The 20,006-nt window shown below is 59.7% G+C and carries 18 protein-coding genes and 1 tRNA gene; 10 read left to right on the forward strand and 9 right to left on the reverse strand.

Annotated elements, in window-relative coordinates:
* A partial coding sequence (gene ycaC, locus EJA70_RS06785) for an isochorismate family cysteine hydrolase YcaC (protein ID WP_256677633.1) occupies positions 1 to 557 on the forward strand: 557 nt, incomplete at its 5' end.
* An 86-nt stretch (positions 558 to 643) separates the two neighbouring features.
* Here the strand turns inward: ycaC and EJA70_RS06790 are convergent.
* Both EJA70_RS06790 and EJA70_RS06795 read right to left on the reverse strand, forming a co-directional pair.
* Positions 644 to 1,342: a tRNA (adenine(22)-N(1))-methyltransferase TrmK gene (locus EJA70_RS06790; protein WP_306109896.1), complete on the reverse strand. Its 699-nt coding sequence runs from the start codon at positions 1,340 to 1,342 to the stop codon at positions 644 to 646.
* 146 nt (positions 1,343 to 1,488) lie between these two features.
* The gene (locus EJA70_RS06795) at positions 1,489 to 2,538 is read right to left on the reverse strand and encodes an NAD(P)-dependent alcohol dehydrogenase (RefSeq protein ID WP_158830234.1); all 1,050 of its coding nucleotides are present in this window, start codon (positions 2,536 to 2,538) and stop codon (positions 1,489 to 1,491) included.
* A gap of 187 nt (positions 2,539 to 2,725) precedes the next feature.
* On the opposite strand from EJA70_RS06795, the gene EJA70_RS06800 reads away from it, so the two are divergent.
* The 3 genes from EJA70_RS06800 (at position 2,726) to EJA70_RS06810 (ending at position 6,152) form a co-directional block, all read left to right on the forward strand.
* A complete protein-coding gene (locus EJA70_RS06800) occupies positions 2,726 to 3,652 on the forward strand; it encodes a Gfo/Idh/MocA family protein (RefSeq protein ID WP_158830235.1) in 927 nt (308 codons plus the stop codon).
* A gap of 114 nt (positions 3,653 to 3,766) precedes the next feature.
* Positions 3,767 to 3,841, forward strand: a tRNA-Lys gene (locus EJA70_RS06805).
* Between the two features lie 64 nt (positions 3,842 to 3,905).
* Positions 3,906 to 6,152, forward strand: coding sequence for a hypothetical protein (locus tag EJA70_RS06810; RefSeq protein ID WP_218574205.1), 2,247 nt, complete (start codon positions 3,906 to 3,908; stop codon positions 6,150 to 6,152).
* 86 nt (positions 6,153 to 6,238) lie between these two features.
* Here the strand turns inward: EJA70_RS06810 and EJA70_RS06815 are convergent, their stop codons facing one another.
* The 5 genes from EJA70_RS06815 to EJA70_RS06835 form a co-directional block, all read right to left on the reverse strand.
* The gene (locus EJA70_RS06815) at positions 6,239 to 7,495 is read right to left on the reverse strand and encodes an FAD-binding oxidoreductase (RefSeq protein ID WP_158830237.1); all 1,257 of its coding nucleotides are present in this window, start codon (positions 7,493 to 7,495) and stop codon (positions 6,239 to 6,241) included.
* Entirely contained in the window at positions 7,485 to 9,077 is a 1,593-nt protein-coding gene (locus EJA70_RS06820; protein ID WP_158830238.1) for an aldehyde dehydrogenase (NADP(+)), read from the reverse strand. The genes EJA70_RS06815 and EJA70_RS06820 overlap by 11 nt, the downstream gene beginning before the upstream one ends.
* Before the next feature lie 69 nt (positions 9,078 to 9,146).
* Entirely contained in the window at positions 9,147 to 10,094 is a 948-nt protein-coding gene (locus EJA70_RS06825) for a dihydrodipicolinate synthase family protein (protein WP_158830239.1), read from the reverse strand.
* Between the two features lie 55 nt (positions 10,095 to 10,149).
* A complete protein-coding gene (locus EJA70_RS06830; protein ID WP_158830240.1) occupies positions 10,150 to 11,076 on the reverse strand; it encodes a 4-hydroxyproline epimerase in 927 nt (308 codons plus the stop codon).
* A 22-nt stretch (positions 11,077 to 11,098) separates the two neighbouring features.
* Positions 11,099 to 12,724, reverse strand: a complete 1,626-nt coding sequence (locus EJA70_RS06835) for an APC family permease (RefSeq protein WP_158830241.1) — start codon at positions 12,722 to 12,724, stop codon at positions 11,099 to 11,101.
* A 220-nt stretch (positions 12,725 to 12,944) separates the two neighbouring features.
* On the opposite strand from EJA70_RS06835, the gene EJA70_RS06840 reads away from it, so the two are divergent.
* Positions 12,945 to 13,715, forward strand: a complete 771-nt coding sequence (locus tag EJA70_RS06840) for an AraC family transcriptional regulator (RefSeq protein WP_158830242.1) — start codon at positions 12,945 to 12,947, stop codon at positions 13,713 to 13,715.
* A gap of 124 nt (positions 13,716 to 13,839) precedes the next feature.
* On the opposite strand, the gene EJA70_RS06845 is transcribed toward EJA70_RS06840, so the two are convergent.
* Both EJA70_RS06845 and EJA70_RS06850 read right to left on the reverse strand, forming a co-directional pair.
* The gene (locus tag EJA70_RS06845; protein WP_158830243.1) at positions 13,840 to 14,436 is read right to left on the reverse strand and encodes a LysE family translocator; all 597 of its coding nucleotides are present in this window, start codon (positions 14,434 to 14,436) and stop codon (positions 13,840 to 13,842) included.
* A gap of 56 nt (positions 14,437 to 14,492) precedes the next feature.
* Positions 14,493 to 15,329: an AraC family transcriptional regulator gene (locus EJA70_RS06850; RefSeq protein ID WP_158830244.1), complete on the reverse strand. Its 837-nt coding sequence runs from the start codon at positions 15,327 to 15,329 to the stop codon at positions 14,493 to 14,495.
* Positions 15,330 to 15,474: 145 nt separating this feature from the next.
* On the opposite strand from EJA70_RS06850, the gene EJA70_RS06855 reads away from it, so the two are divergent.
* From EJA70_RS06855 to benB, 5 genes are all read left to right on the forward strand, one after another.
* A complete protein-coding gene (locus EJA70_RS06855; RefSeq protein ID WP_008081335.1) occupies positions 15,475 to 15,762 on the forward strand; it encodes a hypothetical protein in 288 nt (95 codons plus the stop codon).
* Between the two features lie 828 nt (positions 15,763 to 16,590).
* The gene (locus EJA70_RS06860) at positions 16,591 to 16,848 is read left to right on the forward strand and encodes a hypothetical protein (protein WP_158830245.1); all 258 of its coding nucleotides are present in this window, start codon (positions 16,591 to 16,593) and stop codon (positions 16,846 to 16,848) included.
* 218 nt (positions 16,849 to 17,066) lie between these two features.
* Entirely contained in the window at positions 17,067 to 18,023 is a 957-nt protein-coding gene (locus EJA70_RS06865; protein ID WP_158830246.1) for an AraC family transcriptional regulator, read from the forward strand.
* Between the two features lie 139 nt (positions 18,024 to 18,162).
* The gene (benA, locus tag EJA70_RS06870; RefSeq protein WP_158830247.1) at positions 18,163 to 19,518 is read left to right on the forward strand and encodes a benzoate 1,2-dioxygenase large subunit; all 1,356 of its coding nucleotides are present in this window, start codon (positions 18,163 to 18,165) and stop codon (positions 19,516 to 19,518) included.
* Positions 19,518 to 20,006 (forward strand): benzoate 1,2-dioxygenase small subunit, encoded by a 489-nt coding sequence (benB, locus tag EJA70_RS06875; RefSeq protein ID WP_158830248.1) that lies wholly within the window; start codon positions 19,518 to 19,520, stop codon positions 20,004 to 20,006. Before benA ends, benB begins: the two co-directional genes overlap by 1 nt.

Below are 20,006 nucleotides of genomic sequence, written 5' to 3' on the forward strand. Positions count from 1 at the left end.
TTTCGCTGGTGCAGGACTTCTCGCCGAACGAGTTCAAGAACAACGTGCTGGCCCTGGCTGACCTGGCCAAGTTCTTCAACTTGCCGACCATCCTCACCACCAGTTTCGAACAAGGCCCGAATGGCCCACTGGTGCCGGAACTCAAAGAGATGTTCCCGGATGCGCCGTACATTGCCCGCCCAGGTCAGATCAACGCTTGGGACAACGAAGACTTCGTCAAGGCGATCAAGGCGACTGGCCGCAAGCAGATCATCATTGCCGGTGTGGTAACCGATGTCTGTGTCGCGTTCCCTACGCTGTCGGCGCTGGCGGAAGGCTTTGATGTGTTCGTGGTCACCGATGCTTCCGGCACCTTCAACACCACCGTGCAGCAGGCCGCATGGAGCCGCATGACCCAGGCCGGTGCGCAGATGATGAACTGGTTCTCGGTGGCCTGTGAGCTGCACCGCGACTGGCGCAACGACATCGAAGGCTTGGGCAACCTGCTGTCGCAGCGCATCCCTAACTATCGCAACCTGATGAACAGCTACTCGGCGCTGACGGCGCAGCAAAAATAAGCCGACACAGCTACGCGAAAAGCCTGCCCTGAAAAGCAGGCTTTTTCGCATGCGTTGGCGATTGTATGGTCAACCACAGTCACCGCTTAGCCAGCGAGCAGCTCGCTGATCCACTGCGCTTGGCGAGCGACGTCTTGCACCGTGCCTTCCGGGAGGTCTTTTTGTGCCCGGGCAAGTTGGCTCAAGGTGTTTTGCTTGTGGCGCAGTTTGCGTTGCCACTTACTTAAAAACTCAGGGCTGCGCGCCTGCATCTGCAGCGGACCGAAGTACAACTCCTGGTCGGTATAGCTCACCGGTTCGTCACGTTCGGCGACGATGATTTCGTAGTCGAAGCGGTTCTCCCGCAGGATTTCCTCGCAGCGGATGCGGTAGCCGTTGTCCATCAACCATTGGCGCAGCGGTTGCTCGCCGCCATTGGGTTGCAGGATCAGGCGTTCGCTGCCGCTCAAGTGAGTTTTGCCGCTGGCGAGGATGTCGCGAATGGTCTCGCCGCCCATGCCGCAGACGGTGATCACGGTAATGCCATCGTCAGGTTTGATCGCCGCCAGACCATTGGCCAGGCGAACCGTGATGCGATCGTGCAAGTCGTTGTCGCGAACGGTGCGTTCGGCCGAACGGAACGGCGTCAACGCGACTTCGCCAGCCACCGCCGCTGCAATCACGCCGCGCCGCATCAGCGCCACCGGCAGATAGCCGTGATCGGAGCCGATATCGGCCAGTCGTGCGCCGGCCGGCACATGCGCGGCGACGCGCTCCAGGCGCATGGACAATGTCTGTTGGTTCAACGGCAACCCCTGTTCGCCCCATACCGGCGGCATTTTTCGCGGAAAAAGGGCTGCGACTTTGTCGAGCATCGCCGGGCGTGTCAAATCCCGGCGACAAAATCGACCAGGCCCATCGGCAGCACTGCGCTGCCGATGGCCTCACGGCATTAGCCGGCGAGCGTGGCGTTATCGATCACGAAGCGATATTTCACGTCACCTTTGAGCATGCGCTCGTAGGCATCGTTGATCTGCTCGGCGCGGATCAGTTCGATGTCGGAGACGATGCCGTGTTCGGCACAGAAGTCGAGCATCTCCTGAGTCTCGGCAATGCCACCGATCATCGAGCCGGCAATCGTGCGGCGTTTCATGATCAGGTTGAACACGTTCGGCGATGGGTGCGAAGTGGCCGGAGCGCCCACCAGCGTCAGCGCGCCATCGCGCTTGAGCAGTACGAGGAACGCATCGAGATCGTGTGGGGCTGCGACGGTGTTGAGGATCAAGTCGAAGCTCTTCGCGTGCGCGGCCATTTCCTCGGCATTGCGCGACACCACCACCTCATCGGCGCCCAACGCTTTTGCCGCCTCACGCTTGGATTCGGAGGTGGTAAAGGCAACGACATGCGCGCCCAGGGCATGCGCCAGTTTGATGCCCATGTGGCCCAGGCCGCCGATGCCGACCACACCGACTTTCTTGCCCGGCCCGGCGTTCCAGTGGCGCAACGGCGAATAGGTGGTGATGCCCGCGCACAGCAGCGGTGCGACCGCCGCCAATTGTGCTTGCGGGTGGCGGATGCGCAGCACGTAGCGTTCGTGTACGACGATGTTTTGCGCGTAGCCGCCCAGCGTCCAGCCCGGTGCATCCGCGGTCGGGAAGTTGTAAGTGCCGATCATGCCGTCGCAGTAGTTTTCCAGACCGCTTTCGCAGTCATCGCAGTGTTTGCAACTGTCGACGATGCAGCCGACGCCGACCAGATCGCCGACTTTGTAATCCGCAACATGCGCACCCACCGCCGAGACGCGACCGACGATCTCGTGCCCCGGCACGCAAGGAAATTGCGTGCCGGCCCACTCGGCGCGCACCTGATGCAGGTCGGAATGGCAGATGCCGCAGAAGGCGATATCGATCTGCACGTCATGGGCTGCCGGGGCGCGCCGCTCGATCTGCATGGGCTCAAGGGGTTTGTCGCCAGCATGGGCGCCGTAGGCATGTACAAGCATGGGAACATCCTCAGTCGATTTGTCGTGGGGACATTCTTGGGGTTTTGCCCCGCCGTGCAGTAGTGCATTCCTGTGCGATCCTTGCCTGATCCTGCGAGCCCTTGTGACGTTGCGCCGACAGACGTTTGCGCTGTTTGCAGGTAATCTGCCGGTTCTGACTAAAACAAAATCAAAGCAGGAGTCATTGATGCAAGCGATCCGTCTCGGTCTGGTGGGTTACGGCAAAATCGCCCAGGATCAACACGTCCCGGCGATCCACGCCAACCCCGGTTTTCAGCTGGTGTCCGTTGCCACGCAAGGCAAGCCCTGCGCCGGCGTAGAGAATTTTCAGTCCTTGAGCGAGTTGCTCGAAAACGGCCCGCCGGTCGATGCGATCGCGTTCTGCACGCCGCCGCAGGGCCGCTTTGCTTTAGTGCAGCAAGCACTGGCCGCCGGCAAACATGTGCTGGTGGAAAAGCCGCCATGCGCGACGCTGGGAGAGGCCATGGCATTGGTTGATCAAGCCTCGGAGCAGGGCGTCAGCGCGCTCTTCGCCTGGCATTCACGCTACGCGCCGGGCATTGCCATCGCCCGAGACTGGCTCGCCACGCGCACTTTGCAAAGCGTGCAGATCGACTGGAAAGAAGACGTGCGCAAATGGCACCCCGGCCAGACCTGGATCTGGCAACCCGGCGGCCTCGGCGTATTCGATCCGGGCATCAACGCGCTGTCGATCGTCACCCACCTGCTGGCGCTGCCACTGTTTGTCGAATCCGCCGAACTGCGCGTGCCGAACAACTGCCAATCACCGATCGCCGCCTCGATCAAAATGTCCGACGCGCAGCACCTTGGTGTGCGGGCGGAGTTTGATTTTGATCACGGGCATGATGAGCTTTGGAGTATCGAGGTTCGCTGCAAGGAAGGCGTGTTACGACTGGATAATGGCGGGGCGCTGTTGAGTATTGATGGTGTGCGTCAGACAGTGTCGGAAGAGGGTGAGTACGCGGCGGTGTATCGGCATCTTCAGCAGTTGATTGCCGAGAAGGGCAGTGATTTGGATTTGCAGCCGTTGCGGTTGGTGGCGGATAGTTTTTTTGTTGGGAGCCGGGTCTCGGTCGAGGCGTTTTATGACTGATCAAGGACCATCCCAGCCATAGACCTTTCAATTGTCAGCGGAATTGTGTCGCAACATAACCAGCAACACCGAGCTTCACATTCCTTCGAGGCTAATCGACAATGCACGCTCTGCTCCGGGGTAGTTCAGCGGTAGAACACTCGGCTCTTAACCGGGTGGGCGCTGGTTCGAATCCAGCCCCCGGACCCATTACATCGTAGGGTCACAAGGAAGTATGTCAAGGCGCGTCAGTGAGTACGGCGAAAGCCGTGGAGTGAACGCCGGTTATGCGGTTTATCAACTGTCTAACGCGTTGATCGCTTCGCAAAACGATGCTGCTCCGCAGACACTCAATCGGGTCGAGCGCTGGCAACGGGTTGTCGAACAGCTGATGAACGGCAACGCCCAATATGGGGCTCGCTTGCCATTTGCCGATTTACCGGAATGGGCCACGCTGGAAGTGGCTACGGGCGGTTTCGCCACTGGCCAACTCCTGGCCGGTGGGGATCTGACGACCCACGAGCATGAGTTGGCAGCGTCAATCCCCGGTATTCGCACAGGTCATGAACGATTTGATCTTAATGTCTGGCATCTTTCCGATGCGGGCGTTACAGCGCTACAAGAGCGTTTGGGGAAAGGCAACTATCAGATTGATGTCCCGGAGGAGGCTGCACTGCTGACGGTGGCATGGCTTCTGCTCCATCAGCGTATTGACGAAGCACGAACGCTGATTGAGCAGATCGCGCCTTTCTTTGATCGTCTGCGTTTCTTCCCGACTGCCATTGACGAGCCGCCGATTTCGACGGCCGAGGTGCATGTTTTTGATACCGCAACTGTCAGACAGCGGCTGACCCTGCAATTGGCTCAACCGCGTCTGGCCGTTCAAAAGCATGTTGTTGAAAATCGGCTGCCTCTTTACGACGCTGCGGTCTCGCTGTTTCTTTTGACGTATCAGGATGGCTGGCCTTGCAGGCACTACCCTGATGAATGGTTCGAGCGCGCGACCGCACTCGGCACGCAAGTCGTTGAAACGTGTGGCGCTGAAACTTACAAACTTGGTCCTTTCAAGACCCGGGCAGCGGAATTGTTTGCGTTACTCGCACAGTGTTCACGTGATCAAGCATCACTGACTGGCCGACACGTCGGTCGCATCCGGCGAATTGTCGATGACTTTGTCGCCAAACATGGCCATCCCGAATCCGACGCACACTCCATTAAGCGAGCAGAGCAGCGCAATCACGTGGCAGCCCCCGCGCATCATTTGATCGCCCAAGCTGTCTCGGCGCGTCTGGAAAACTATTCAGGTGCGGACGGTGTAAGTGACTTTTCGCCGTTGCTGAAATCCATCACCGACGAGGAGGCGAAGCGTTACGCGCTGACCGTCGGGACGATTATTCCGCCTGCAGTTCGTCGACGCCTTGAGCGTTGCCGCAAGGGCACTATCGCCGAACTGATTGACCATGGCTTGATTTCATCCGCAGACACCGTGGCGCAGGTTCTTCCAGCAATGACAGCTGAAATTTGTAGCGCTGCATATCGAGACGGGACGCTGCAATTGTTGGTTGGTACGACTTATTGTGCCTTCCGCCGTCGTCGATCGTTGTTACTGTTCAACCTGCAAAGTCAGGTCAAAATTGTAGAGCTACCTTGGGTCGCAGCTTTAGAGAGTGAGCGTGAGGCCGACGTTATCTCAACTGCAGGCGCCAGACAGGCGTTAATCGAAGCCTCTGCATTGACCCTCTCTGCGTTTCCGCAGGCGATTCTTCCTAACAAACTGTTGCAGGAGTTTGTTTCACTGGCTGAATCGGCGAAGCTGGATCTTCCCTTCGTCGAAGAGGTGGCCGCTGACATTTTCATGGGCGCGTTCTCCAATAAGTTTGCGAGAGCGGCCAGGCATTCGGCCAGATTGATGGCCGGAACGCTCTACGCCCGCTATTACGACATTGATACGGATAGGCTGGCGGGCCTTCCCGATCAGCGCCGATCACGACGCAAAAGTAAACCCCGTGATGCATTGGCGACGCTGTGCGCGCAACGTGCAAACGTCACCTTGGGCGGGTGGCAGTCAGCGGTTAACGGCAAGATCCTCGAACAGCAACAGATTCTGACAACGCACAATCTCGCGCTTTTGTTTGGCGAATTGGATCTCAAAACGCTGCTGCATCACCGTTTGAATGCGTTGGCCCTGGCGTGCTTCGACTGGATTTGCAGACGCCAGCAGATGCCAATCAAGTGTTACCATGCCCAACTGGTGATGTTGAAAAACACCGCATATGCCTGGCGGCAAATGATGTTTTACCTGTCGATGCTGGATGGCGAGATGATGCGTTCTGCGCTCGACAGCGTAGAGTCGCATTTTGCGGTGCAATCCAGTGAGTTCCGGGAAAGATTTCTGCCTGCCATGGTTGGGCTGCGTGTCGCCGCGGCCGGGCATCGGTTGACCTTGAGTCGCCAAGAAGATGAAGGTGCGAGGGTTTTTCTGGGATGGACCACTGAGCGACACTGGTTGATACCCTCGTAACGGCTGAGCCTCGAACCGCCGCAGATCTGCCAGGACGCTGCCACAAGCCCGTAGTGAAAAGCAGGCTTGTGGAGCATGACGTCCCTTCAGAAACGATCCAGTCGATAGAGTTTGCCATCTGGCCACGTGCAGACATCCCGCGCCCCCGCCATCCCGACAACCATCTCCGCCGTCACCGCCGCCTGCGTCAGCCCCAGATGCTGATGACCAAACGCTAGCAACACCTTGCCCCCACACACGCGATCTATCACCGGCAGCGAATCCGGCAACGACGGCCGAAAACCCATCCACGGCGTTGCACTTTCAGCGCTCAGATCCTTGCGAAACAATCCCTGGCTTAACCGATGCAACTGCCACGCGCGCTCCATGCTCGGTGGTTTCTCCAGCCCGGCAAATTCAACCGTACCCGCCAGCCGCAATCCCTCAGTCATCGGCGTCATGATGAACTTGCGTTCCAGTGAGGTGACGGGGAAGGGCAGGCGGTCGTGTTCCTGCGGCAGCATCAGGTGATAACCGCGCTCGGTGTCCAGCGGGACTTTCTCGCCGGTGAGCGCGGCGGTGAGTTTTGCCGAGTGCGCGCCGCAGGCAATCAATACGCGGCTCGCGGTCAGACCACCATTGCCGGTGATCAACGAAACGCCGTTGTCCTGAACATGGCCTCCCTGCACCTGTTGCTGCAGAAAACTCACGCCGCTCGCTTTTGCTGCGTCAACCAACTCACACACCACCCGGTACGGGTCGATGAAATGGCCGGTGCGCGGAAAGAACAAACCGCCCTGAATCTGCTCGCTGAGTTGCGGCGCAGTGTCCTGAATGGCTTTGGCCGGCCAGTAATCGACGGGTACTTCCTGCTGACGCAATCGAGCTTGCAAGGCATCGAGGGTCTGACGCGATTCAGGGCGTTCGAACACCAGCAACGAGCCGTCGATCTTGAGCAGGTCAGGCCGCGCGATGTCCGCGAGCAAGCGCTGCCAGGCGTCCAGACTGCTTTCATTGAGCGCGCGCAATCCGGCCACGGTGTTCTGAAACGGCTCCGCCCGCAGATTCAGCAGCAACCGCGTGAACCACGGCAAGGCGCGGGGCAGGTATTTCCAGTCCAGTCGCAGCGGCCCCATCGGGTCGAGCAGCATGGCCGGCAGGCGTTTGAGGATCGACGCATCGGCAATCGGAAACACCTGTTCAGTCGCCAAGTGCCCGGCGTTGCCGAAGGAGGCGCCGTGGCCCGGTCGCTGTTGATCGATGACCACCACGCGCAGACCCTGGCGCGCGAGGCGCAATGCGCAGGCGACGCCGATGATGCCGGCGCCGACCACCGCGATGTCGTGGGAGACGTTATTCGCCATGGTTCCGGGCTTCCCTGTGCCCATCGAGCAGGCGACTCAAGTGCAATGGATTGGCCTGTTTCAGTGCGGTCGGCAACAAGCTGTCGGGGAAATCCTGATAACAGACCGGGCGCAGAAAACGCAGGATCGCTGCCGTGCCCACGGATGTCGTTCGCGAGTCGGAAGTCGCCGGGAAGGGCCCGCCGTGCACCATGGCATCACAGACTTCGACGCCGGTCGGCCAACCATTCACCAGTAAACGCCCGGCCTTGCGCTCCAGAGTCGGCAGCAGCGCGCGGACTTGCTCCAAGTCTTCATCATCCAGATGCAGCGTGGCGGTCAGTTGACCTTCCAGGTGCTCGGTGACCTGACGCATTTCTTCCACGCCGGCGCATTGCACGATCAGCGACGCAGCGCCGAACGCTTCGCCCTGCAGGTTGTGATCTGCGAGGAAATCTACCGCGTCGCTGACAAACACATGCGCCTGACCTTGATTCGGGGCGCTGCCAGCCTGGCCGATAGCCGCACCCGTCGCCCGAGGGTTTTCGTCCAGTGCATTCACCGCCGATGCATAGGCCCTGAAGATGCCTGGCGTGAGCATCGTCTGCGCCGGGCTGCGTTCAATCCGTTGCGCTGTGGCGGCGATAAAACTGTCCAGCGCCGCACTTTTCAGCGCTACGACCAATCCCGGATTGGTACAAAACTGCCCGGCACCCAACGTCAGCGAAGCGACAAAACTTTCGGCCAACGCTTGCGTGCGGTTTTGCAAAGCCGCCGGAAACAGCAACACCGGGTTGATCGAACTCATTTCCGCGTACACCGGAATCGGCTCGGGCCGCGACTGCGCCGCTTGCATCAGCGCCAGACCACCGCTGCGCGAGCCAGTAAAACCGACGGCTTTGATGCGTGGATCGCTGACCAGCGCGATACCGACTTCGCGCCCGGAACCGTACAGCAGCGAAAACACACCTTCCGGCAAACCACAGGTTTTAACTGCTTGTGCCACCGCGCGGCCAACCAGTTCGCTGGTGCCGGGATGCGCACTGTGCGCCTTGACGATCACCGGGCAACCGGCCGCCAGCGCCGACGCGGTGTCACCGCCCGCGACCGAAAACGCTAACGGAAAATTACTCGCGCCGAAAACCGCCACCGGCCCCAGCGCAATCTGCCGTTGACGCAGATCCGAACGTGGCATCGGTTGGCGATCCGGCTGCGCGTTGTCGACGCGCACATCCAGCCATTCGCCCGCGCGCACGGTGCGTGCGAACATTCTCAATTGTTGGCAAGTGCGCCCGCGTTCACCCAACAGGCGAGGGCGCGGCAGTCCGGTTTCCGCCATGGCGCGGTCGATCAATTCATCGCCGATGGCTTCTATTTCCACGGCGATGCTTTCCAGAAATTCAGCGCGGACATTCAGGGGTGTCTCGCGATAAGCGTCGAACGCCGCCCAGGCCAATGCGCAAGCGTGCTCGACGTGTTCGGCCGAACCGCCGGCATAGGCCGGTTCCAGCGCGGTATCCGTGGCCGGGTTGATGCCTCGAATGGCTTCGCGGTTGCCCGCAACCGTGTGCTGGCCGATCAGCATGTGCCCCGTCAGAGTCATGGTGTTTTCCTGATGAAAGTAGTGATGCCTGCCGTGAGTCAAAAACTGCACGGCAAGCGAAAGAAAAGATCAGGCGAAGTTCTGTTCTGCCGACCAGTTCTCGTACCAGTGACGGAACAGCGAGTACTGCTTCTCGGCATAACGTCGCTGCGAGTCGCTCAACGCATCGGTTTCGTTGAAGTGCAGGGTGTATTCCTTGTCGCCGTTGAGCACCATCAAGTGCTTGTAATACAGCACCAGGTCGCAGCCTTCATCGAACGACGACAGCACTGCCAGCGCCGATTCCAGCTCCCGCGCCTGACGCCGCGCCTTGGCATCTCCTTGAGCGGCCTTCTTGCTCAGCGCCACCAATTGCAGCACTTCGCGGGGCAGGGCGTTGCCGATGCCGGTGATTGCGCCGGTGGCGTTGCAGTTGACGAAACCGTGTACCACTTGCGTGTCGACGCCGACCATCAGGGTCACGTCTTCATCTTTGGAGGTGATGTTTTCGGCGGCGTAACGCAGGTCGGCGCCACCGCCAAATTCCTTGAAGCCGATCAGGTTCGGGTACTCGCGGCGCAGTTCAAAGAACAGGTCGGCGCGGGTGGCGAAACCGTAGTAAGGGCTGTTGTAGATCACCGCCGGCAGGTTCGGCGCCGCTTGCAGAATGGCTGCGAAGTGGGCCTTTTGCGCAGTGGCCGAAGCGCCACGGGACAGTACGCGCGGAATCACCATCAAACCTTGCGCGCCGACTTTTGCCGCATGCGCCGCGTGGGCGACTGCTTCACGGGAATTCACCGCGCCGGTGCCGACAATCGTAGGAATACCCGCCGCCACTAGACGCGCCACGCCTTCCTGCCGCTCGGCCTCGGTGAGCAGCGGCCAGTCGCCCATCGAGCCGCAATACACCACGGCGCTCATGCCGATATCGATCAGCTCGCGACCCTTGGCCACCAGCGCGTCGAAGTCCGGTTTGCGCTGGGCGGTGCACGGGGTCATCAGGGCCGGCATGCAACCGGTGAAGATGTTGTCGCTCATTGTTTTAACTCCTTGGCACATCATTCAAATTGAGTTGAAAAGTCTGCGTGGTGGCTCAGATGCCCCACGCGAACGGGTCTGCTTCGTCGATCAGCAAGGTGCTGTCGGCGGTCATGTAGGCGCGGCCAGTGATGAACGGGCGAATGCGTTCGCCCTCCCATTCGAAGCGGCCTTCGAATTGGCTGCCGGTGATGCTCGCCTGCACCCAGGTCACACCGGGTTGCAGCTTGTCGTCGGCAGCGAGGCAAGCGAGTTTGGCGCTGGTGCCGGTGCCGCACGGGGAGCGGTCGTAGGCTTTGCCGGGGCACATGACGAAGTTGCGGCTGTCGGCGTTGGCGTCATCGGCGAACAGTTCGATGTGGTCGATCACCGCGCCGTCTTCGCCATGAATGCCTTGGTCTTCGAGGGCCTTGAGCATTGCCCAGGTGTAAGTCGTGAGGTGTTCGACGTTGTCCATCGTCAGCGTCTGGCCGTGCTCGGAAACGAGGAAAAACCAGTTGCCGCCGTAGGCGATGTCGCCGAAGACGCGGCCGAATCCCGGCACATCCACCGGCACCTGTTTGCGATGGCGGTAAGCGGGGACGTTGCCCAGCGTGACCGCGCCGTCGTCATGCAACGTGGCGCTGACCGGGCCGACCGGCGTGTCGATCTTGTGCACGCCGGGTTGGATTTTTCCCAGGTATTGCAATGAATTGATCAGGCCGATGGTGCCGTGGCCGCACATACCGAGGTAACCGGCGTTGTTGAAGAAGATCACCCCGCACGTGGCGTCCGGCGACACCGGTTCGCAATACAACGCGCCGACCAGCACATCGTTGCCGCGCGGTTCCAGCAGGCAGGCGCGGCGCCAGACGTCATGCTGATTGCGCAGGGCATCGCGCTTTTCCACCATCGTGGTGCCGGCCAGATCGGGGAAACCGCTCATCACCAGACGCGTGGGTTCACCGCCGGTGTGGGAATCAATGACGTGTACTTCTTTCATGAATAGATCCCGTTGGATGATTTCAGTAGGCGCCGGCAGGGCGCGCGGTCACGGTCGAGGCAGGGGCGGCGACTTCGCTTTCTTCATCGTCTTCTTCCAGACGCAGCAGGTGCGCCGGTACGCCCGTTGCGGCGCCCCAGTAATAAATACCGGTGGCGCAAACGGCGACGACAATGGTGTCGAACGGATGAGCGAGGATGCCGAGGCCACCAAAGGTGCCGAGTTTCGACAGGACGATGGTTACTGCGTAGAAGGCGATCAACCACGCCGAGGAGCGCACCTGGCTGGCCAGATTGAGGTGAGCGGTCGGCACGAAACGGCCGCACAGCAGGTACACAACGAACATCAGAATTTGCAGACCAAGCAGCCACGACACGGTGTTCCAGCCCGACCAGTAAACGATCAGCGCGGCGATGATGAACGACACCGGCCCGAGCACGCCCATGCACTTGACCCGGAACGGACGCGGCATGTTTGGCGCATTGCGGCGCAACGCTGCCACCGTCACGGGCGCCACGGCGTAGCTCAACACCAGCGCGGCGGACACTACGTTGATCAGCGCTTCCCACGACGGAAACGGCAGGGTCCAGAACACCGACAGGGCAAAGGTCAGCCACAGCGCCGGACGTGGGATGCCGGACTTCTCGTCGATGTGGGTGAAGACTTTGAAGAAGGTGCCAGTCTGCGCCCAACCGTAGATCACGCGCGGCGTGGCGTTCATGTAGATGTTGCCGCAGCCGCTCGGCGAGATCACCGCATCGGCGACCACCAGATACGCCAGCCAACCCACGCCCAGCGCCAGTGCGATGTCGCGGTACGGCAGGGAGAATTCCTTGCTGATCCCGGCCCAGCCATTGGCGAGCATTTCGGTCGGGATGCTGCCGAGAAAGGCCATTTGCAGCAGCACATAAATCAGCGTCGACAGCAGCACCGAGAGGATCAGCGCGATAGGAATGGTGCGCTGCGGATTCTTCACTTCACTGGCCACCGAGATGATCGGTGTCAGCCCCAGATAAGCGAAAATCACGCCACCCGCCGACACTGCCATTTCGACACCGGACAAGCCGAACGGGGCGAAACCTTGCACGTGGAAGTTGGCGGGTTTGAAGAAGGTGAACAGCACGCCGATCACCAGCAGCGGCACGATGAACTTGAACACGCTGACCAGATTGTTGGCCTTGGCGAAGGTCTTCACGCTGCGGTAGTTGAGCAGGAAAAACACGCACAACAGACCGAACTGCACCATCCAGCCGAGAATCGTCGGGTTGCCGCTGCCCGCCTGGGTCAGCTCGGGAAACCATGCCGCCGCGTATTGGCGCGAAGCAACCACTTCGATCGCCACCAGACTGGAAAACGCGATCAGGGTGATGAAGCCCATCAGGTAGCCGAGCAGCGGCCCGTGGGAGTAAACCGGGTAACGCACGACGCCGCCGGCACGCGGTAGCGCGGCGCCCAGTTCGCAGTAGACGATGCCCAGCAACAACACGGCAAAACCGCCCAGCAGCCAGGAAAAGATCCCTGCCGGCCCGGCAATCGCGGACACGTGACTGGCCGCGAACAACCAGCCGGAACCGAAGATCGCTCCCAGCCCGATAAATGTGAGGTCGATCAGTGAAAGCTGTTTTTTGAACTTGCCTTGGCCTGACATGGCATCGCCTTCTTGTGAGTTATTGGATAGGCAGTGGGGTGTCACTGGGGCCAGACTTTGAACCGAACAGGCGGGCGGCGATTGATGTTTTATCGCCGGTTCGATGACGAAATCAGCACAATTGCACCGATCAACCGCGGCCCTCGACACGGTCGGGACGATCCTGCAATCTGCATGCAAATGCCGCCCGGCTTAACCTTCGACAGGGGAGCAACCCTTGATGCAGAGCGCGTTATCGATGCTGTCCCAAGGCGTTGACGGCAATCGCCCGCACACCCTTGAAGCGTTACTGGCCGGCGCCGCGCAGCTGTTGCCGATGCTCGACGTGATTCCCAACGCGGTGATTTTCATCAAGGACGTGCAAGCGCGTTACGTGCTTGCCAACCGCACGCTAGTGCAGCGTTGCGGCCTGAAGGATTTGCGCCCGTTGCTCGGAAAAACCAGTGCACAGGTGTTCCCGGCGCAACTGGGGCCTGGGTATACCGAGCAGGATCGCAAAGTGCTGGAGGAGGGGTGGGTACTGGAGGATCAGCTCGAACTGCATCTCTACGGCAGTCGCGAACCGGGTTGGTGCCTGACGCACAAACAACCGTTATATAACCGCGACGGTGAGATCATCGGTCTGGCGGGGATTTCGGTCGATCTGCAATCGGCCAGCGAAACCCATCCGGCGTTCGAGCGGCTGGCCGCCGTCGACGAGCATATCCGTGGCCATTTCAATCGCCGTGTGACCTTGGGTGAACTGACGCGGATTGCCGGCATTTCCGTGGCGCAACTGGAGCGTTACTGCAAACGCGTGTTCCACCTGACGCCCCGGCAGATGATCCAGAAAGTGCGCCTGGAACACGCTCATCGCTTGCTGCACAGCGACCTGCCGATCACTGACGTAGCCTTGCAATGCGGCTACACCGATCACAGCGCTTTCACCCGTCAGTTCAAGGCCTCGACCGGCTTCACCCCGCGCCAGTACCGCCAGGCAACAGGCCACTGATGCCCATACCCCTCAAACACCGCACCCCCCTGTAGGAGCTGCCGCAGGCTGCGATCTTTTGATCTTGTTTTTTACGGTCAAGATCAAAAGATCGCAGCCTTCGGTAGCTCCTACAGAGGGGATTTCAGGCGAGGACGGTGAGCCATGCCGACAGCAGCAGTAACAGCGCCAGCGCCGCATTCATCCGCTTGAACGCCTGCGGTGTGCCGAACAACCGTGCGCTGCCGACACCGAGCAATGCCCAGAACGTCATGCATGGCAACGACACCAACAGAAAGGCCAGCGACAACACCAGCAGCCACAGCGTTTTGTCACCGCCGCCGACAAACACGCTGACCACCGCCACCGCCATCATCCACACCTTGGGATTGACCAGTTGCAACAATGCCGCGCCCATCGCGCTGATGCCTTGATCTGGCGCATCCGTTGAATCCAGCGAAGGCGGCGCACTGCGAAAGATCTGCCACGCCAGCCAGCTCAACCAGAGCACCCCGCCCCAGGCCATGGCTTGCTGCACACGCGGAAAGCGCAACAACGTTTCGCCGGCACCGAGCCCTACCACCAACACAATCAGCGCCGCCGCCGCGCAGGCAGACAGAATGATCGGCAGCGTGGCGAACAACCCCTGACGCGAGCTGTGGCTCAACACCAGAATATTGGTCGGCCCCGGCGTGATCGAGGCAACGAAAGCAAACAACAGAAAGGGCAGTAACGAAGCCATGATGCTGATTCCCTGCAAGTCAAAAACAGGGAGCCATGATCACCAGTCGACGCGCGTCAGTCTGGAAGATTTGAGCAGCGCTTGCGGTAGTCGGCTGGGGTCAGTTGATAGGCGCGGCGGAACCAGCGACCGAGATGACTTTGATCGGCAAAGCCGAGCACGCTGGCGACCTGCACCGGCGTGTCTCCCCGCGCAAGCAACTGCCGCGCCTTGGCCAGACGCAACTGGATCAGGTAGGCGTGCGGCGCCAGCCCGAAGGCAGCCTTGAAGGCGCGGGTCAGACGAAAACGGTCGATAGCACAGACTCGGGCCAGGTCATCGAGACCGATGTCCTCGTAGACGTAAGCGTGCAGATAATCGCGCGCGACTTGCGCCACCCGTGGCAGACGCGGATCGACCTCCTGCCGTTTGCGCCAGTCCAGATGACGCGTCAGCGAGCCCAGCAGACCGTCGATGGCGGTCTGGCGAACGATGCGCAAGTCACCGTCATGCAGGGCATGGAAGGCTTGAACGATGGCGGCGCAAAGGCGCGAATCCTGGCTCAGCGTGTCGGCAAAGCCAGGCTGACTGTCGGCCGGTGCGTCCTCGAACAGCGCATGCATTTCACGCTCAAGCCAATGCGGATCGAGGTAGAGCATCGAATAGGTAAAGCCTTCCTCGGTCGGCGCCTGCCCATCGTGAATCTCCCCCGGCTCCAGCAAGAACACGTTACCCGGCGTACTGCGATGACGCACGCGGCGGCAATTGAACTGCTGCACGCCTTGCTCGGTGACGCCGACAAGAAAACTGTCATGCCAGTGCGGGTCGTAGGCGTGCCCCTGAAAATGCGCGCGAATCGATTCAATCCCGGTATCGACATCCTGGGACAGATCAATCCAACTGCGTTTATCCACGGCAGGCTCCTAGGCTCGGCTTCGACAAATACGGCCTCATAAAATACCGCGCAGCGACCACCGGCGTTTAGAACATTTGTGCAAATGGGCAACGGCAAACGGCTAGACTCTACACGTCAACACCCACATGCAGCAGGTGAACGCGATGATCGGCCCACTGCAACACCGATGCGCGCCGTGGCTCACGCTCTGCCTGATTGCCCTCAGCCTCACGCTGACTGCCGGCTGCTCAAACCGCAAACACTATCCGCCCTCGGGCGTCGGCGACAGTTGCTACGCCAAGGCATTGCCGACGGTCGGCGAGGGCGGCCTCGCCTGGGGCTCCAGCCTGAACATGGCGCGGCAGAAATCGATGAACAACTGCATCCGCTACGCCGGCCGCTCCGGGGGCACGCCCAATACGTGTCAGGTGGTGTTGGCCAAGTGCAAATGATTGAGGCACTGATATCCAGACGAAAAAAAACCGCCTTTGCGGGGCGGTTCTTTAAACCTCGGTTTGCGACCGAGGTTGGATGCTTCACTAGCTACACTGACGTGGGCCATAGTATGAATCTTTGCCCAGCCATGCAACGTCAATTTTGCACGTAGAGGACTCTTTGCCTATTTTTTCAGTGATGAAAAACCTGGCAGAAATGACGTTTTACAAATCCGCTTATCAAGTGTGCCTGCGCGCCTCGAATTGAAGGTTATGATGCCGGCGCTCATGTGTTGGTACTGCGTTGAGGTTTGGCTGGCAACTTAACGGTTTCATTCCCTCTGACACGGTTTTTGCAGCCGTGCCGGAATGATGGTTCGGAGGGGGTTCAACCGGCCGCCTCACTAGCTGCACTGACATGTAGCCTGAAGGCATTCGTGATCCGGTAAGTCTGCTGGAGGTTTGGCCCCCAGCCTTGGAGGCCAAACGTATGAAGCTTTTGCTACGTACGCTGAGCCTCGTGTGGAGATTGTTTAAAGCATTGCGCTTTTACGAGTTCCTGCGAGACCACTTTGACGATCTGAAGTAGCGATCGTCTCGTGGGGAAACCCGTTTTGGTCGTTCGACTGAAGCGGGTTTTTTTCTGTGTTGAGCTGTCAAAAGTAGGAGTTTTGTATTTGTTCGGCTCAAGTGGTGTAGGGCATTTCCGTCATCACGTGTAGTTATCTTCCTGCTTTGCTGGTTATTGATAGCGTCAATAACAACCATTAACTCAATGAAGTTCTCATATCGACTCGTCGGCGTAAGATCGGCTCCATTCCCAACCACTGTAATCGGAGCACAACCATGAAACGCCAGACACTTCTCGGCATCGCCTTCTCGATCTTCGCACTCAACGCCTTCGCCGCCATTGAAACCGACCCACTGTTCAGCGATGCGGTCGCCGCAACCGAAACCGATCCTCTGTTCAGCGATGCAGTCGCTGCGACTGAAACCGACCCGTTGTTCAGCGACGCCGTGGCTGCCGATGGATCAGATCGCCTGAAAGGCAATCTGGTCGCCGAAGGTGGTGCAGATCGCTTGCTCGAACGCCGTGCAGTCTGAATGCCGTTTTTACCGCAGTACCCACGAAAAGCCCGGCCAGTTCAGCCGGGCTTTTTAACGTCTTCAGGCAGGCAATACGCCTGACACGCCATAAAAGTGTTCGATTACCGGATAGCCAAACCGTGCTCCAATTGCTCGCCTCAGCGCGGCGGCGTACTGTGACCGGTGATGCCGTAAAACCGTGAACCCATAATAACGACAAGATCGAGCACCGCCCCATGGACAGCCATCTGCTGAGCGACCGCAGCAGCGTGTTTCGTCACGCTGACCCTTATGCCGTCTCCGACTACGTCAACCAGCACGTCGGCCAGCACTTCATCGGTCTGTCCAAAACCACCCATCCGCAAGCCAGCCTCAACCATCGCAAACTCGCTGACCTCGATCTGGCCCGCATCAGCTATGGCGGCAGTGTTCGCGTGACATCATTAGCGCTGGAAACCGTGTTCCACCTGCAAGTCCTGCTGCAAGGCAATTGCCTGTGGCGCGGGCACCAGCGCGAGCAGCATCTGGTGCCGGGGGAGTTGCTGTTGATCAATCCGGACGATCCGGTTGATCTGACCTACTCGGATGACTGCGAGAAATTCATCCTCAAAGTGCCGGTCAGCGTGCTCGAATCGGTGTGTGACGAGCAGCGCTGGATACGTCCCTCGAGCGGCATTCGTTTTCTGCGCAATCATTATCGGCTGGATGAGCTGGAAGGCTTCACGAATCTGCTGGCGATGATCTGCCAGGAAGCCGAGGCCAGCGATCCGTTGTTGCGGGTGCAGGAGCATTACGCGCAGATCATCGGCAGCAAGTTGATCTCGCTGATGAGCACCAACGTCAGCCGCGAAAATCTGAGTGCGTCCAGCGTCAGTTTCGAGCGCATTCTCGATTACATCGAACGCAACCTGAAGCTCGATCTGTCCGCCGAACATCTGGCCACACAAGCGAGCATGAGCCCGCGTTCGCTGTACTCCCTGTTCGAGCGCCAACTCGGCGTCACGCCGATGCAATACATCCGTCAACGCAAGCTTGCGCGCATTCACGCCTGCCTCAGCGACCCGAGCTGCCCGGTGCGCAACCTCACCGAACTGGCGCTGGACTACGGCTTCCTGCACCTGGGCCGTTTCTCCGAAAGCTATCGGCAGCAATTCGGCGAACTGCCGTCGCACACCTTCAAACGTCGCCACTGATCGCCCTTCGAAACAATCCGAATCACCTGCCGCGCTGTCCTGCACAAAACGGATAGCGATCTGCAGGATTCGGCTATTGCCCCGTGCTGCGCCTCCCTAATCTGACCTGGCCTGAACAATAACAATGGAGGCCCTGGCCATGTCCCTGGGAATCGACTACCTCAATGCCATGCTTGAAGAAGACAAAGACAAGGGCGCCTACCGCTGCAAGCGGGAGATGTTCACCGATCCGCGTCTGTTCGAACTGGAGATGGCGCACATCTTCGAAGGCAACTGGATTTACCTCGCCCACGAAAGCCAACTGCCCAACAACAACGATTTTCTGACCACCACCATGGGGCGCCAGCCGATCTTCATCGCGCGCAACAAGGACGGTGTGCTCAATGCCTTCCTCAATGCCTGCAGCCATCGCGGCGCCATGCTTTGCCGGCACAAGTCCGGCAACCGCTCCAGCTACACCTGCCCGTTCCACGGCTGGACGTTCAACAACAGCGGCAAACTGCTCAAGGTCAAAGACCCGAGCGAAGCCGGTTACCCGCAAGGCTTTAACTGCGAAGGCTCGCATGACCTGACCAAGGTCGCGCGTTTCGAGTCCTATCGCGGCTTTCTGTTCGGCAGCCTGAATGCCGATGTGAAATCCCTTACCGAGCACTTGGGCGAGTCAGCGAAGATCATCGACATGATCGTCGATCAATCGCCGGACGGTCTGGAAGTGCTGCGCGGCTCCAGCTCGTATATCTATGAAGGCAACTGGAAACTCACTGCCGAAAATGGTGCCGACGGTTATCACGTCAGCTCCGTGCACTGGAACTACGCCGCCACCCAGAACCAGCGCCAGCAACGCGAAGCGGGTGAAGCGATCAAGACCATGAGCGCTGGCAGCTGGGCGAAGAAGGGCGGCGGTTTCTACTCCTTCGATCACGGCCATCTGCTGCTCTGGACCCGCTGGGCCAACCCTGAAGACCGTCCGGCCTATGAGCGCCGTGACGAACTGGCGCGTGATTTCGGCCAGGCCCGCGCTGACTGGATGATCGAAAACTCGCGCAACCTGTGCCTGTACCCGAACGTGTATTTGATGGATCAGTTCAGTTCGCAGATTCGCATCGCCCGGCCAATCTCGGTCGACAAGACTGAAATCACCATTTACTGCATCGCCCCCAAAGGCGAGAGCGCCGAGGCGCGCGCCAAACGCATTCGCCAGTACGAAGACTTCTTCAATGTCAGCGGCATGGCCACGCCGGATGATCTGGAAGAGTTCCGCTCGTGCCAGACCGGTTACGGCGCCGGGCGCGGCTGGAACGACATGTCCCGGGGCGCGACCCATTGGGTGGAAGGCGCCGACGCTGCCGCCGAAGAAATCAACCTCAAGCCATTGCTTTCCGGCATGCGCACCGAGGACGAAGGCCTGTTCGTGCTGCAACACAAGTACTGGCAGGAGACCATGCTCAAAGCCGCTGCCGCCGAGCCACAACTGATCCCCGTGGAGGCTGTGTGATGAGCAATCTCTACGACAATGTGCGTGATTTTCTCTACCGCGAAGCGCGTTATCTCGATGACGGCCACTGGGATCAATGGCTGGAGCTGTACGCCGCCGACGCGACTTTCTGGATGCCGGCCTGGGACGACAACGACACGCTCACCGAAGACCCGCAAAGCGAAATCTCGCTGATCTGGTACGGCAACCGTGGTGGCCTCGAAGACCGCATCTTCCGGATCAAGACCGAGCGCTCCAGCGCGACGATTCCCGACACCCGCACCTCGCACAACCTGAGCAACATCGAGATCGTCGAGCACAGCGCCGACCAGTGCCAGGTGCGCTTCAACTGGCACACCCTGAGCTTTCGCTATCAGGTCACCGACAGCTACTTCGGCAGCAGTTTCTACACCCTCGATCTGCGTGGCGAACAGCCGCTGATCAAGGCCAAAAAAGTCGTCCTGAAAAACGATTACGTCCGTCAGCTCATCGACATCTACCACATCTAG

The sequence above is a fragment of the Pseudomonas sp. PB103 genome, from assembly GCF_009764635.1.
In the GTDB taxonomy this organism is placed as follows: domain Bacteria; phylum Pseudomonadota; class Gammaproteobacteria; order Pseudomonadales; family Pseudomonadaceae; genus Aquipseudomonas.